The 13,179-nt window shown below is 42.7% G+C and carries 12 protein-coding genes; 9 read left to right on the forward strand and 3 right to left on the reverse strand.

Annotation, left to right across the window (positions count from 1 at the left end; translation table 11 throughout):
- Positions 1 to 8 precede the first annotated feature (8 nt).
- The 3 genes from ABVF09_RS08570 to ABVF09_RS08580 all read left to right on the forward strand — a co-directional run bounded on the left by ABVF09_RS08570 (position 9) and on the right by ABVF09_RS08580 (position 2,200).
- On the forward strand, positions 9 to 737 hold the full coding sequence (locus ABVF09_RS08570; RefSeq protein ID WP_371068998.1) for an SIS domain-containing protein: 729 nt from the start codon (positions 9 to 11) through the stop codon (positions 735 to 737).
- Positions 738 to 1,215: 478 nt separating this feature from the next.
- Entirely contained in the window at positions 1,216 to 1,620 is a 405-nt protein-coding gene (locus ABVF09_RS08575; RefSeq protein WP_026572044.1) for a hypothetical protein, read from the forward strand.
- A 109-nt stretch (positions 1,621 to 1,729) separates the two neighbouring features.
- Positions 1,730 to 2,200 carry a hypothetical protein gene (locus tag ABVF09_RS08580; RefSeq protein ID WP_371068999.1) on the forward strand — a complete coding sequence of 157 codons (471 nt, stop codon included), beginning with the start codon at positions 1,730 to 1,732 and terminating at the stop codon, positions 2,198 to 2,200.
- A gap of 249 nt (positions 2,201 to 2,449) precedes the next feature.
- Here ABVF09_RS08580 and ABVF09_RS08585 read toward each other — a convergent pair whose 3' ends face one another.
- From ABVF09_RS08585 to ABVF09_RS08595, 3 genes are all read right to left on the reverse strand, one after another.
- Positions 2,450 to 3,304 carry a carbohydrate ABC transporter permease gene (locus tag ABVF09_RS08585; RefSeq protein WP_202616127.1) on the reverse strand — a complete coding sequence of 285 codons (855 nt, stop codon included), beginning with the start codon at positions 3,302 to 3,304 and terminating at the stop codon, positions 2,450 to 2,452.
- Entirely contained in the window at positions 3,301 to 4,203 is a 903-nt protein-coding gene (locus tag ABVF09_RS08590; protein ID WP_026572047.1) for a carbohydrate ABC transporter permease, read from the reverse strand. Before ABVF09_RS08590 ends, ABVF09_RS08585 begins: the two co-directional genes overlap by 4 nt.
- 218 nt (positions 4,204 to 4,421) lie before the next feature.
- A complete protein-coding gene (locus ABVF09_RS08595) occupies positions 4,422 to 5,705 on the reverse strand; it encodes an ABC transporter substrate-binding protein (RefSeq protein ID WP_371069000.1) in 1,284 nt (427 codons plus the stop codon).
- A 239-nt stretch (positions 5,706 to 5,944) separates the two neighbouring features.
- On the opposite strand from ABVF09_RS08595, the gene ABVF09_RS08600 reads away from it, so the two are divergent.
- From ABVF09_RS08600 to tcuA, 6 genes are all read left to right on the forward strand, one after another.
- Positions 5,945 to 7,579, forward strand: coding sequence for a sensor histidine kinase (locus tag ABVF09_RS08600; protein WP_371069001.1), 1,635 nt, complete (start codon positions 5,945 to 5,947; stop codon positions 7,577 to 7,579).
- Between the two features lie 4 nt (positions 7,580 to 7,583).
- The gene (locus ABVF09_RS08605) at positions 7,584 to 8,261 is read left to right on the forward strand and encodes a response regulator (protein WP_153462916.1); all 678 of its coding nucleotides are present in this window, start codon (positions 7,584 to 7,586) and stop codon (positions 8,259 to 8,261) included.
- 155 nt (positions 8,262 to 8,416) lie between these two features.
- Positions 8,417 to 9,400, forward strand: a complete 984-nt coding sequence (locus tag ABVF09_RS08610) for a tripartite tricarboxylate transporter substrate binding protein (protein WP_026572049.1) — start codon at positions 8,417 to 8,419, stop codon at positions 9,398 to 9,400.
- Between the two features lie 179 nt (positions 9,401 to 9,579).
- Positions 9,580 to 10,032 (forward strand): tripartite tricarboxylate transporter TctB family protein, encoded by a 453-nt coding sequence (locus tag ABVF09_RS08615; protein ID WP_337189827.1) that lies wholly within the window; start codon positions 9,580 to 9,582, stop codon positions 10,030 to 10,032.
- 15 nt (positions 10,033 to 10,047) lie between these two features.
- Entirely contained in the window at positions 10,048 to 11,565 is a 1,518-nt protein-coding gene (locus ABVF09_RS08620) for a tripartite tricarboxylate transporter permease (protein ID WP_371069002.1), read from the forward strand.
- Positions 11,566 to 11,604: 39 nt separating this feature from the next.
- On the forward strand, positions 11,605 to 13,098 hold the full coding sequence (gene tcuA, locus ABVF09_RS08625) for an FAD-dependent tricarballylate dehydrogenase TcuA (protein WP_371069003.1): 1,494 nt from the start codon (positions 11,605 to 11,607) through the stop codon (positions 13,096 to 13,098).
- Positions 13,099 to 13,179 lie beyond the last annotated feature (81 nt).

Here is a 13,179-nt window from a genome sequence, read left to right on the forward strand (position 1 = left end):
GGGTTTGGATGTTAACGAACTACTTTGAGAAGGTGCATGCGTTGCTCCGCGTTATCGAAGAAAAAGAGTTTCCTGCTTTGCGCGAGGCTGCTGGAAAAATTTCTGCCTCGCTGCAAAATGACGGAGTGATCCACTTGTTTGGCTGCGGCCATTCACATATTTTGACGGAAGAGGTTTATTATCGTGCAGGCGGATTAGTCCCTGTGCACCCGATTCTTCATGAACCATTGATGTTGCATGAAGGAGCGGTCCGTTCTTCGACTTTGGAAAGAAAGAATGACTATGCTGGACAATTTATGGAAGATCAGGATATTCGCCAAGGGGATATCATGGTGGTGTTGTCTACATCTGGACGTAACCCGGTACCTGTCGATGTGGCGCGGATTGCCAAAGAAAAAGGCGCCTTTGTCATCGGGATAACCTCGATTCAATATTCACAAAGCCAGTCATCACGACATTCAAGCGGGATGCATTTGTTTGATGCAGTTGATCTCGTGGTCGATAATCATGCACCGGTCGGAGATGCGCTGCTTAGCCATCCGGAAGTACAGGTGAGCTTTGCGCCGAGTTCGACCGTAATCGGAGCCGCAATCATTAATGGAATCTTTGCGCAAGCCATTAAACTGATGGCGGAAGCTGGTTTTCAGCCGCCCGTCTTTTTAAGCGGTAACATAGAAGGAGCAGATGCGCATAATCAGCACTTGATTGGTAAATATTCTGATCGGGTAAAGTTATAGATAACGGAAGAGACTGGAATAAAAGCAACAAAAACCGAACGATTCCAATTCACTCGGCTTTTGTTTTGGTGACCATGCTTTTGTCCCAGTCTCTTTTTGATTTTGTTATTTGTGTAGTATCTTGGGGGCATATAGTTGGAAGAAAGAATAGACGACGCAACGGAACATATCAATTTGCGTTCTTAAAAACAGGAAGTATAAAAGTAACTACAACTATATATAAGAGGATAAAAATTCACTTTCACACAGACAGTCGTAAATTTATTACGGCTGTCTTCTTTTGACTGAGGATGCAGTATGCTCTCCAATCAAAAATAAAGCTCAAAGTATGCAAGTTTTCGGGAAACTATGTTTATTCTAAGATAGTAATGTCGCTTTTTGATATAATATGTAAATATTTTGTAAATATGTAATAAACTATTGACTTATATACTAACTACAAATATTATTAAGATAATTTTACAAGGGAGGGAAAATTATGAAAATGAAGAAGGTTTTGATTACTTTTTCGGTAGTACTAATAAGCTTGATGGGATTTAGTACGATAGAAACTAGTGCAGCACCTACGGCTAATGCTTCTATTACGACTTTTAATGCCGGTGGTGATACAGGTGTAAGAGGGAGTGGTGGATTTGTAGGGGGAAGGGCAGATGAAGTAGACAAAGTGAAATATAGGTTTACATTATATCGAAAAGGAATAGAAAAAGGTAAAAAAGAAGGAACTACGAATTCTTCAACATATTCAGCTACTTTAAGTAATTATGAGTATTCAAATACCTCTACATTATGGAAAATGGTTTCTTTCGGAACTGCTTACTTTAATTACGGTGGAAACGAATCGGATCAAGACAGTGCTCAAATGTATGTACGTGCCTATCATTAATTTGTCATCTCTTAAATAAGAAGGCAGCCTTGTGGCTGCCTTCTTATTTAAAAATAAAATTACATATATTGACTGATTTAGTACGTACATAGAAGGGGTGAGAATATAGTTGGCTAGAATATGGTACGTATTACTAATATTATTTTTTATTGTAGGTTGTTCGGCAAATTCCAAAAAAACAACAGAAGATATAAACAAAGAAAGCGACGAAATCAATTATGAAATTTATATGGATATTTTAAAGAATGAAGTAAAGAGGGATCTAAAATTAACTAGTAGTAGAAACTTAGTTGGATATAGCGCCTATATGTATGATGAACTTGAATATGATGAGGAAAGTTTCAATAAAATTTACGATGATGGGGAGAATGGCGATGTAATGCCTGTTGCATTTGTTAATCACTCAGAAGGCGTATTAGTAAGGAAAAAACATTCCGGTGATAATCAAGTATATAACATAAGCTTAGATAGTAAGAAAAACAAGTGGATAATAGAAAAAAGTAAGTTTTTAGAAAGCGACTTAGTAATCACGGAAGAGTATTTAATGAAATTATATTATAAAGAAGTAAATGAATCATAAGATGTAATCAGAATCTTGCACAATTAAGATATAACATAACCCAAATAGTATTATTCGTACAATCAATAATTATAGAGGTTGTCTGTCAGTTTAATAACAATAAATAACAGTACGCTTGGTTATTATCTTATCCAACCGTACTGTTATTTAGTATGTCAATTGGAGCAGTTGATCGAGATTTCACTGCTTTATCGTGGAGGCGCAATTTCTTTGGAAGTCATCAACACCAATTACTGACAATGTTCCGTATTAAAACTTCTGCCCACCGGTAAGATTCGAGCCTTCTATAAAATACCGTTGAAAATAAAAGAACAATAGAATGATCGGCAATAACACGGTGGTCGACATCGCCATCAAGTAGTTCCACTGGGTAGAGACTGTACCTTTGAATGTTTGCAGACCAATTTGCAGGGTGTACAAATTTTCATCATTAAGGTAGAGCAGCGGACCAAGTAAATCATTCCAGGAACCATTGAAGGAAAAAATGGCTACGGTAATTAACGCCGGTTTGATTTGCGGCAGGATAATCCGCCACCAAATTTGAAAATGGTTGGCGCCATCCATTTTTGCTGCTTCCACCATATCCTTCGGGATGGTGCGCATAAATTGCCTGATCAGGAAAATGAAGAATGCGCTACCCAGGAAAGACGGCACGATCAGCGGCAGGTAGGTGTTTACCCAGCCGATTTTAGCGAAAATGATATATTGCGGAACCAATGTGACAAAGCCGGGGATCAGCATCGTTGCCATGACGATGCCAAACAACAAATTTTTCCCTTTGAATTTTATCACGGCAAATCCATAAGCGATAAACGCATTGGCAAGTACACTCCCTATTGTCGACAGACCCGAAATCAGCAGGGTATTCAATGTCCAACGGGTGAAAGGAGCTGTCTGCCATGCTTCCAGGTAGTTACTGAACTTGAAGCTATCCGGCCAGAAGCTGGGGGGATATTGGGCGATTTCCTGAGGTGTTTTCAAAGAAGTCGCAATCATCCACCATACTGGCGACAGGATGACAAGGCTGCCGCCGATTAAAATCAAATAAATCAACGTTTTCTTGGTTATCCATTTTTTCTTGCTGCCAATAACAGAATTACTCACTTTTCATCCCCGCTTTCATAGTAAACCCACTTCTTGCTCAATTTGAAATGAAGGAAGGTCAGAATCATGACAATTACAAACAATACCCAAGCCATAGCCGATGCATAGCCCATATCAAAGATTTCAAACGCGTTGTTCCACATATGAAGGTTATAGAATAACAAGGAATTGGAAGGTCCGCCTTCGCCACTGTCAGTCATGACATAAGCTTCCTGGAAAATTTGGAAAGCGCCGATCGTCGATGTCACCATATCGAAGAAAATAATCGGGGTAATCATCGGAAGGGTGATATGGAAAAACTTGCGGATCGAGCCGGCCCCATCCAACTCTGCCGCCTCGTACATAGCTTTTGGCACGCCTTGCATGACTGCCAAATAAAGCAGCATGCCGCCGCCGACACTCCACATTTTCATCATGACGAGCGCCGGTTTGGTCCATTCCGGTTCGAACAGCCAGGCAGGCCCGTCGATCCCGAACCAGGCAAGAACGGTATTTACCAGACCTGTAGAAGGACTGAGCAGCTGCATCCATAAAAAATAAACGGCAACTCCTGACAAAACGGCGGGCAAGTAGTATATGGTGCGGAATATTTTGATGCCCTTCATTTTTTGATTAAGCAGCATGGCCACAATTACAGCCCCTGCCGTGGTCAATGGAACAGAGAAAACGACAAAGTAGACTGTATTGTACAGGGAAGTCCAAAATAACGGGTCAATCGTGAACATCCGTTTGTAATTGTCAAAACCGGTAAAATGCATTTGGGAAGTGACGTTATAATCAGTGAAACTAGTTATTAACGAAAACACCAAAGGTCCTAGTGTAAGTCCGAGAAAACCGATAATCCATGGAGCGATAAAGATATAGCCCCAAATATTCTCTTTTAGTGACAATTTGCTCATTTTCGGTTTTCTTATTGCCCTGTCGCGACTCTTGCCATTATGTACCTTATTCTTCTGTGTTGTCCCCAACTGGATTGGATGTTCTTTCATTCCGCTCAACTTCCTCGCCTCCTAACTTGTGTTGTAGTAAGTCTGTGGATTTTCCCCCATCAGAGAGCTGTTATGGAAAAGAGAATGGAAAAGCGGTTCATAACCGCTTTTCCTCAAGATATTTCCAACTATTGCTTGGAATTTTCTACATCTTTTTGAGCCTGATCAAGTGCTTCTTCAACGGAAATTTTTCCATTGAGCGCATCGTCGATCAGAGGATTGACCAGGTTTTCATATTCCGGATATTCAGGCGGTGTGATGGACAAATAAGTATGTTCCAGGCTTTCCATTGATTTCTGGAAAATCTCCTCTCCTTTTCCATCAAGATTCTCTGTAATTTGTTCGGTAGCTTTTTTGTTGGCGATGTTGTCGAAGTTATTTTCACCCCAGTAGGTTTGTGCTTCGACATCTGTCAGATATTTGATGAATTTCATGGAAGCCTCTGGATTTTTAGCGCCTTTCGGTATTTCCATGACAAATCCACCGCCAGTGCTCCATGGTTCCGTATTTTCGTTATAAGCAGGCATTGTCGCTACACCGTAGTCCAGGTCGCCGCCGAACTCTTGTAATTGCTTATAGAAGGTGCCGATTTCTGCCCACATCGCAACTTTACCTGAAATGAAAGGATCCTGCTGTTCATTGCCGAATTCGGCTTTCATGTTTTGCACAGCTTCCGCCCCTAGTTCTTGCTTCCAATCATACATCCATTGGATTGCTTCCTTTTTGGCGGGAGTGTTGATAGTCGGTTTTCCATCTTCCATTAGCCCTTTTCCATTATCGGCGTTTATCATCCAATCGTGGGTAGTGAAATTTCCCCAGTTCGGGTAGTAACCGACTTGTTCATATCCGCCATCATCGTTTTTGACGGTCAGTTTGTCGGAGTATTCTTTGAGCTCTTCCCATGTGCGTGGTGGTTTTTCTGGATCTAATCCGGCTTCACGGAAAGCGTCCTTGTTATAAAAAAGCATTCTGGTATCGGTAGTGAAAGGCAGGGCATATGCTTTGTCGTTATATGTCACGGCATCCCATAGATGCGGATAGAAACTGTCTTTTAAATCGTCATCGACCCACTCGCTTAAATCTTCTACCTGATTGTTGGAGGCTCTGATTTTTACCGTTCTGATATCGTTGACGATGACATCAGGCGGATCACCTGCAGCGATGGCAGCCAGGTTTTTCGTCCAAATATCTCCCCACGGTACATATGTATGTTTGACTACAATTTCATCCTGGGAGTTGTTGAAATCCTCGATCAGTTTTTCGATCATCGGTCGCCTTGTCTCCGATCCCCAAAATGTCCAAAAATCAAGCTCTACTTTTCCTTCTGCGTTCGTGTTATCCGCGCTTCCGGAGCTGCAGGCAGACAGAACAGCCAGCAAGCCGGCGCATACAATCATCAACCACTTTTTCATTTGTTGTCCTCTCCCTTTTAATGATGCGATGTAGGAGAAGTGTTTTATATACCGAACACTTCTCAAAGTTACTTAGAAGTTCCCCTTCTTCTTCTCCTTCAAACTTCTTCTTCTAAGAAAAAACGCGGTTTATGTAAATTAGTGCCGAAGTCTGGGTGGAAAGTGAGAAGAAATATGATTTAATAGGGGAAACCAATAATCTAAAAAAGCCAGTTTACATAGAAGGGGGGGCGGAATAAATGAAGATTCGATGGCCCGTGCCACTTCATACTAAAATCCTGGGTTTGGTCGGTACGCTTCTGTTGCTCGTCATTAGCCTGATTACTTTTATGGTGGGGTATATGGAATCAAGGGAGGACGTATCCAACGCTGAGAGCTTGGCCTTGCAGACGGCCAAAACAATTTCTTACATGCCCGGAGTTCAGGATGCCTTCCGTTCGAGGGCTACTTTGGAGGAAATGAAGCAGTTGACAGAACAAATAAGAGAAGAAGCAGGTGCATCAACCATCACGATATTTGACCGTTCAGGAAGAATTATCGGAATGGCCCAGGATGAAACGGCTTCTAAAGAAGAATATGTAACCGCTTCCGGAGATGAGGTATATAAAGCAGTTGTTTTTGGAAGCAGTTACGTGATGGAGACGGGGAGCAGGAAGGAGGGTATCCTGAAGGGGGTTGCACCTGTAACGCTCGATTATCACGATTATAAAAAGGTAGAGGGCGTCGTTACGGTAGATTTTCCGAAGAACGTGATTTACAGCGAGATTTTGGCCGATATTTATAAAATCATCCTTGCTGCAGGATTGGTTTTCCTGCTGGGCATTGTCGGAAGCTTTCTGTTGGCCAAAAGCATTCGCAAAGATACATTGGGCTTGGAACCATTTGAGATTTCCTCTCTGTACAGAGAACGAGATGCCGTCTTGCAGTCTGTAAAAGAAGGAATTATCGCTACAGATCACCATGGGATGATTACCACCATGAATATATCAGCCAAAGATTTGCTGGATATTCGAAGAGAGGAGGTAATTGAACAGCATATTCTTGATGTTCTCCCATCCGAGGAATTGGTCACAATGATTCAGTCACCAACTAAAATTGTCAATAAGGAACTGGAGTACAAAGAAAAAATCATTATCGTCAATACAAGACCGATAAAAGAGAATGGCCGAAAGACAGGGACTGTCGCAAGTTTTCGGGATAAAACCGAGATAAAAAAAATGGTGGACGCCCTCTCGGAGGTCAGGCAGTATTCAGAAGATCTTCGTGCCCAGGCACATGAGTTTACCGGCAAATTATATGTTATTTTAGGATTCATCCAACTAGGCAAAACAAAAGAAGCAATCGAATTGATTCAAAGGGAAGCGAATATACAGGAACAGGTTTCTGAAATGTTCTTTTCGCAAATTCGTGATGAAAAGGTACAGGCAATATTACTGGGAAAATACGCAAAAGCATCAGAAAAAAAGATTCGGTTTACTGTGGATGAAGAGAGCTCGCTTGCGCCTCTACCGGAACATATTCCTTTGTCCCCCTTGATTGTGATACTAGGCAATTTGCTCAACAATGCGTTTGATGCGGTGAAAGGTTGTGTTGCTCCGGAGGTTTCTTTTTTTGTTACTGATTTAGGTAACGATATCATCTGTGAGATAGCCGACAACGGAAATGGTTTGGACAAAGATATGGAAGCCCGTATATTTCATCGAGGTTACTCAAAAAAAGGAACAAATAGAGGATATGGTCTAGCGAACGTGAAAGAGGAAGTTTATTCATTGAATGGAGCGATTGAAGTAAGCAGCAGTCCTGGTAACGGAACGGTATTTACGGTGATCCTTCCAAAGGAAATACAGGAACATAACAAAAGAATAGGGGGATGAAAACATGTTAAAGGTTCTTATTGCAGAGGATGATTTTCGGGTAGCTCAAATTCATGAAGCGTTTCTGGAGAAAATACCGGGAATGACACTCGTCGGTAAGGCCAACAACGCTAAGGAAACCTGGCAATTGCTTGAAGCATTTACTGTCGACTTGATATTACTGGACGTATACATGCCGGATCAATTAGGAACCGATTTGCTTCAGCGTATTCGGGAGAACTATCCGAAGATAGATATCATCATGATTACTGCCGCTACCGACAAAGTGTTTTTAGAAAAGTCGTTAAACTATGGTGTTCAGGACTACTTGATTAAACCTGTTACGATGGAACAGTTTCAACAATCGATGCAGAAATATAAAAAGAAAAAAGAAAAGATCCAATCGAGAGCAGAAGTTGACGAAGAACTGTTGCAGGAAGTGTTTGGTTCTCCACAAATTGAGCAAAAAAGCACAGCTACCCTTCCGACAGGTATCGATCACCGTACGCTTGAAAAGGTCAAAGAAATTCTTATCATCGAACAAAATGGCATAACTTCCGAACAGGCTGCCGGAAAGATTGGTGCTTCACGGACGACTGCGCGAAGGTACTTGGAATACCTAGTGGGCAGAAATGAAGCGGTTGTAGAGCAAATGTATGGTATTGTCGGACGACCAGAGCGGCGGTATTCTATCAAAAAGTAATAGAAACGAGTTTGCAGAAAGTCACTTTTCGCATTTTGTGCATTTAATGCACAAAATGTTTTTTAATTCGTTAAAAAACAATATTTTGAAAACGTTTACATTGAGGGGCTGTATTAGTAGGATACAGATAAATCAAGTATCAGGAGGGAGTTTTTATGAAAAAAATTATCAAAGTGCTTCTTACTATGTCCGTGATTTTAATAACAGCCGCTTGTGCGGGAAACGCTTCCGGAAATGATGGCTATCCGAATAAAAATATAGAAATGGTCGCACCTGCTTCGCCAGGTGGTGGCTGGGATTTGACAGCCCGTTCGCTTGAGAAGGTGCTGTCAGAACAAGAGTTGGTCGATAAAAATATTAATGTCGTCAACAAACCTGGGGGTGGGGGAGAAGTTGGCTGGAAGTATTTAAAGTCAAAGGACTCCCACTCACTCGCTGTCAATTCTAGCCTTGTGCTTACCAATAATTTACTGGAGCAAAGTGAATTAACCTATGAAGAATTCACACCGATTGCTACGCTTGCGACCGAATGGCAAGCACTTGCTGTTCCGGCTGATTCACCTTATCAATCTGCGTCTGAATTTTTAAAGGCTACTAAAGAGGATCCAACTGCAGTAAAAATTGGCGTCGGGCCTGGTCTTGGCAATGATGATCATTTATCGCTGGTCCAAGCAGCAAGTGAGTTCGGCATCAATCCCGCAGAGCTTAATTTCCTCGTTTACGAAGGTGGGGGAGATGTGGTAACCGCATTGTTGGGTGGACATGTTGATGCGGTCACTACCTCACTGTCAGAAGTAAAAGATCAACATTTAGCAGGAAAACTTAAGATATTGGCTGTTTCCTCTGACGAACCGCTTGAAGACCTGGAGGATGTGCCCACTTGGCAGGATGAAGGCGTGGATATGGTTTTCCCGCATTGGAGGGGATTGATGGGCCCGCCTGATATGACAGAGGACGAAATTGCTTATTGGGATAAAAAGCTGGAAAAAATGGTCGAAACAAATCAATGGCAGAAAGTCCTTGAAAACAATGACTGGGAAGATTTTTATAAAAATAGTGAAGAAACAAAAGCGTTTTTGCAAGAACAGCATGACCTTTATCAACGATTAATAAATGATTCCGGTTTACTGGATAACTAAGATTGCTTCTTACCGGTGACTACACTGCGGGATCAGGATTTCATTACTCCCATTTTCTCCAGGTGAGTAAGGGATGATGCCGCAGTTAACCACTACGTCAATAAAAAGATGATAAAGATAAGGAAAGAGACCTGTTACATCGATGGCAGGTTTCATACAGAATAAGGGAGGCGATGGTGATGATGAAAGGAATCAAACTGGGGGTGCCGATATTTTTGCTGCTGTTCAGCTGTCTGTTTTTGATCGGCTCGCTTCAGTTGCCAAAAGCGAATCTGGGAAATCCGAATGCCCCCTTGTACTTTCCTGCTGGTCTTAGCATTTTAATGTTGTTGTTAAGCATCGTGTACTTATTTCAGGAAATAAAGCATGTAGCAGAAGAAAATATGGAAGTCCGACAATTGTTTTCTGGAAGGACACCAAAATTAATTGTGTTTACGATAATTTTAGGCGGTATCTATGCACTCGTTTTTGACCGGATTGGATTTTTACTTTCTACTATTGGGTTCTTAGGCGGTTTATTATTCCTCATCAATGGTTGGAAAAAATGGCTGATAAACTGCGTCGTCGCCGTCAGTTTTTCCTTTTTGGCATGGTATGCATTTAGTCAGCTGCTGGGAGTGAGCTTACCTTAAGGAGGTGATTACAGCATGGATGTTAACAGCTTCATGGAAGGTTTATCGATTGCAATAGAACCGATCAATATTGTTTGGATAATCATAGGTGGTTTCCTTGGTACTATTGTCGGAATGCTCCCTGGACTCGGGCCTGCTACGGCTGTCGCAGTATTGATCCCGATGACTTTTGGCATGAATCCCGTAAGTGCCATCATTTTAATGGCGGCCATTTACTACGGAGCGATGTATGGCGGATCGCGCAGTTCGATTCTGTTAAATACACCGGGGGATGGTTCTGCTATCGCAGCAACCTTTGACGGTTATCCAATGGCCAGGGAAGGAATGGCTGGACAGGCACTGGCAATATCCGCGGTTGCTTCCTTTATTGGCGGTTTGATTGCGGTCATTGGGTTCATTTTTCTTGCAGAGCCGTTGGCCGCTTTTGCTTTGGAATTTGGACCGGCCGAATATTTTTTATTGATGTTGCTTACTTTGTCGGCAATTGTCTCGTTATCAATAGGAAAAATGGTGAAAGGCTTTTTGGCAATGTCAATTGGACTGGCTTTGAGTACGGTGGGAATCGATACCCAGACGGGCATATACCGATTTACATTCGGTTCTTCGCATTTAAGTGAAGGAATCGACTTTCTCATCGTGATTATCGGTGTCTATGCTATCGGCGAAGTGCTCTACAATCTATTATCGATTGACGAGCAGCGGAAGGAAAAGAAAAAGGTAGGCAAGGTTTGGTTTTCAAAAGAACAATGGCGGCGTTCGAAATGGCCGATTTTACGGAGTGGTCCGCTGGGCTTCATCATCGGTGTCCTGCCTGGTGCTGGCGGTTCGATTGCCTCTATGATCAGCTATACGACGGAAAGACAGCTTTCGAAAAGGTCCTCTGAATTTGGAAAGGGAGCTGTGGAAGGGCTTGCGGCTCCTGAATCAGCAAATAACTCTGCTTCGGTAGGTGCCATGATCCCCCTGCTGACAATGGGAATACCAGGGTCCGGCACGACCGCAGTCATGCTCGGCGCCCTGATCATGCTAGGTTTGCAGCCTGGTCCTCTCTTATTTGAACAGCAGCCTGAAACGGCTTGGGCATTAATCAATAGTATGTTTATCGGAAACATTGCCCTTGTCATCATAAATATTTTACTGGTTGGTGCGCTTGTTAAAGTTTTAGACACACCGCCAAAAGTACTTTATCCGATGATTGTGGTGCTTGCCTTTATTGGAACGTACACATTGAGCTATGCCACGTTTGATTTTTACTTTTTGCTTTTATTCGGCGTAATCGGGTTGTTTATGAAAGTGCTTGATTTTCCGATTGCTCCGTTGGTGCTGGCGTTGATTGTAGGATCCGACATGGAGCAAAATTTCCGGATGGCTCTTACGTCTTCTAATGGAAGCTTCGGCATCTTTTTTTCTTCCGGCGTCAGCATAGCGTTGATTGTCTTGACTATGCTTTCGTTGCTGTATCCGCTGGTAGTCCATTGGATGAAAAGAAAATCCCAAAACAAGCACGAGGATCAGATGTATAAATCTTCCTAAACATCTGTACAGATTTTATTTTATAAAAGGAGGAGCGAGATGAAAAGTTATGATGTAGTGGTCGTAGGAGCTGGAAATGCGGCTCTTTGTGCGGCAATCTCTGCAAGAGAGTCAGGAGCCGAGGTACTGGTGCTTGAACGAGCACCAAAACATAAACGTGGCGGTAATTCGTATTTTACAGACGGGGCGATCCGTTTTGCCTACAATGATTTAGATGACATACGAAAACTTATACCAGAATTAACGGGTGAACAAGCTGGAAAAATTGTCATGCCGACGTATGGAACAGAGGATTATTATCAGGACTTAATGAGGGTGACCGGAGGTGAAAGCAAGCCTGAATTGGCAGAACAGCTGGTGAACCTCTCCTACCAGACGATTCGGTGGGTAAAGGAACAGGGAGTCGAATTTGAACTGAATTATAGTAACCAATCATTCGAAAAAGATGGGAAATATCAATTTTGGGGTGGCCTGCCTGTTAAAACGAAAAATATTGGGATGGGCCTTATGGCTGCTTTATTCTCCAGGGCAGAAGAGATAGGAATCGATATTGTCTATGAAGCCCGTGCCATCGAATTGAAGAAAGAGGATCAGCGCATTTCTTCTGTCATTGTCGAGATGCTGGAACAGACGATAGAGGTAAATACGTCAGCCGTTGTACTGGCTTGCGGAAGCTTTGAAGCGAATGAAGGAATGCGTAAAAAATATATCGGGGAAGAATGGGGAGCAGCCATTGTCCGGGGGACTGAGTATAACACCGGTGATGGACTGACGATGGCGTTGGCTGCTGGAGCGCAGCCTTTTGGTGAATGGTCCGGCTGCCATGCCATCGGTACCGATTATCAGGCTCCTAGAGTAGGAGACTTTTCTAAACCCGGAGACATTTTTAAAAAGCATTCCTATCCTTTAAGTATTATGGTGAATCAAGAAGGCCATCGGTTTGTTGATGAGGGGGCGGATTTCCGTAATTATACGTATGCTAAGTATGGAAAAGAAATACTCAAACAGCCGGGACATGTCGCCTATCAGATTTACGACCAGCAAGTAAGACCGATGCTGCGTAAGGAATACAATTTGGAGGAGGCAACTTATCATAAGGCTGATACACTGGGAAAACTGGCCGATCAGCTTCCAGTGAATAAACAGCAGTTTTTGGAAACAATCGAGGAATATAATGGAGCCGTGATGGAAGGGAACTATAATCCGACCGTTAAGGATAATAAAGGAACCCAAGGCATCACTCCGCCGAAGTCAAACTGGGCTTTGCCGATTGAAAAAGGGCCATTCTTTGCATTTCCTGTAACCTGTGGCATCACTTTTTCTTTTGGTGGACTAAAGGTAAGTCCAAATGCTGAAGTATTAGATGAAAACGAACAGCCGATTCCAGGTTTGTTCGCTGCTGGTGAAATGGTTGGCGGCATCTTTTATGGAAATTATCCCGGCGGTTCTGGACTGATGTCGGGAGCGGTATTCGGCAAGCTATCCGGAAACACAGCTGTGAGCTATATTCAAGCCGCGAGAACGGTCCATTAATCCACCTATGCAGCAAAGCCACTATCCCGGTGGCTTTTGCTTTTTTGATCCTCTTCCGACTTGGGAAGGCGGATGAAGAGG

The organism is Sediminibacillus sp. JSM 1682029 (assembly GCF_041366435.1).
GTDB lineage: Bacteria > Bacillota > Bacilli > Bacillales > Amphibacillaceae > Sediminibacillus > Sediminibacillus terrae.

Excerpts from the sequence above, each read along its gene's own strand:
- ABVF09_RS08570 (WP_371068998.1), top strand. The coding sequence starts at position 9 with ATGTTAACGAACTACTTTGAGAAGGTGCATGCGTTGCTCCGCGTTATC.
- ABVF09_RS08575 (WP_026572044.1), top strand. The coding sequence starts at position 1,216 with ATGAAAATGAAGAAGGTTTTGATTACTTTTTCGGTAGTACTAATAAGC.
- ABVF09_RS08590 (WP_026572047.1), bottom strand. The coding sequence starts at position 4,203 with ATGAGCAAATTGTCACTAAAAGAGAATATTTGGGGCTATATCTTTATC.
- ABVF09_RS08595 (WP_371069000.1), bottom strand. The coding sequence starts at position 5,705 with ATGAAAAAGTGGTTGATGATTGTATGCGCCGGCTTGCTGGCTGTTCTG.
- ABVF09_RS08600 (WP_371069001.1), top strand. The coding sequence starts at position 5,945 with ATGAAGATTCGATGGCCCGTGCCACTTCATACTAAAATCCTGGGTTTG.
- ABVF09_RS08605 (WP_153462916.1), top strand. The coding sequence starts at position 7,584 with ATGTTAAAGGTTCTTATTGCAGAGGATGATTTTCGGGTAGCTCAAATT.
- ABVF09_RS08610 (WP_026572049.1), top strand. The coding sequence starts at position 8,417 with ATGAAAAAAATTATCAAAGTGCTTCTTACTATGTCCGTGATTTTAATA.
- ABVF09_RS08615 (WP_337189827.1), top strand. The coding sequence starts at position 9,580 with ATGATGAAAGGAATCAAACTGGGGGTGCCGATATTTTTGCTGCTGTTC.
- ABVF09_RS08620 (WP_371069002.1), top strand. The coding sequence starts at position 10,048 with ATGGATGTTAACAGCTTCATGGAAGGTTTATCGATTGCAATAGAACCG.
- tcuA (WP_371069003.1), top strand. The coding sequence starts at position 11,605 with ATGAAAAGTTATGATGTAGTGGTCGTAGGAGCTGGAAATGCGGCTCTT.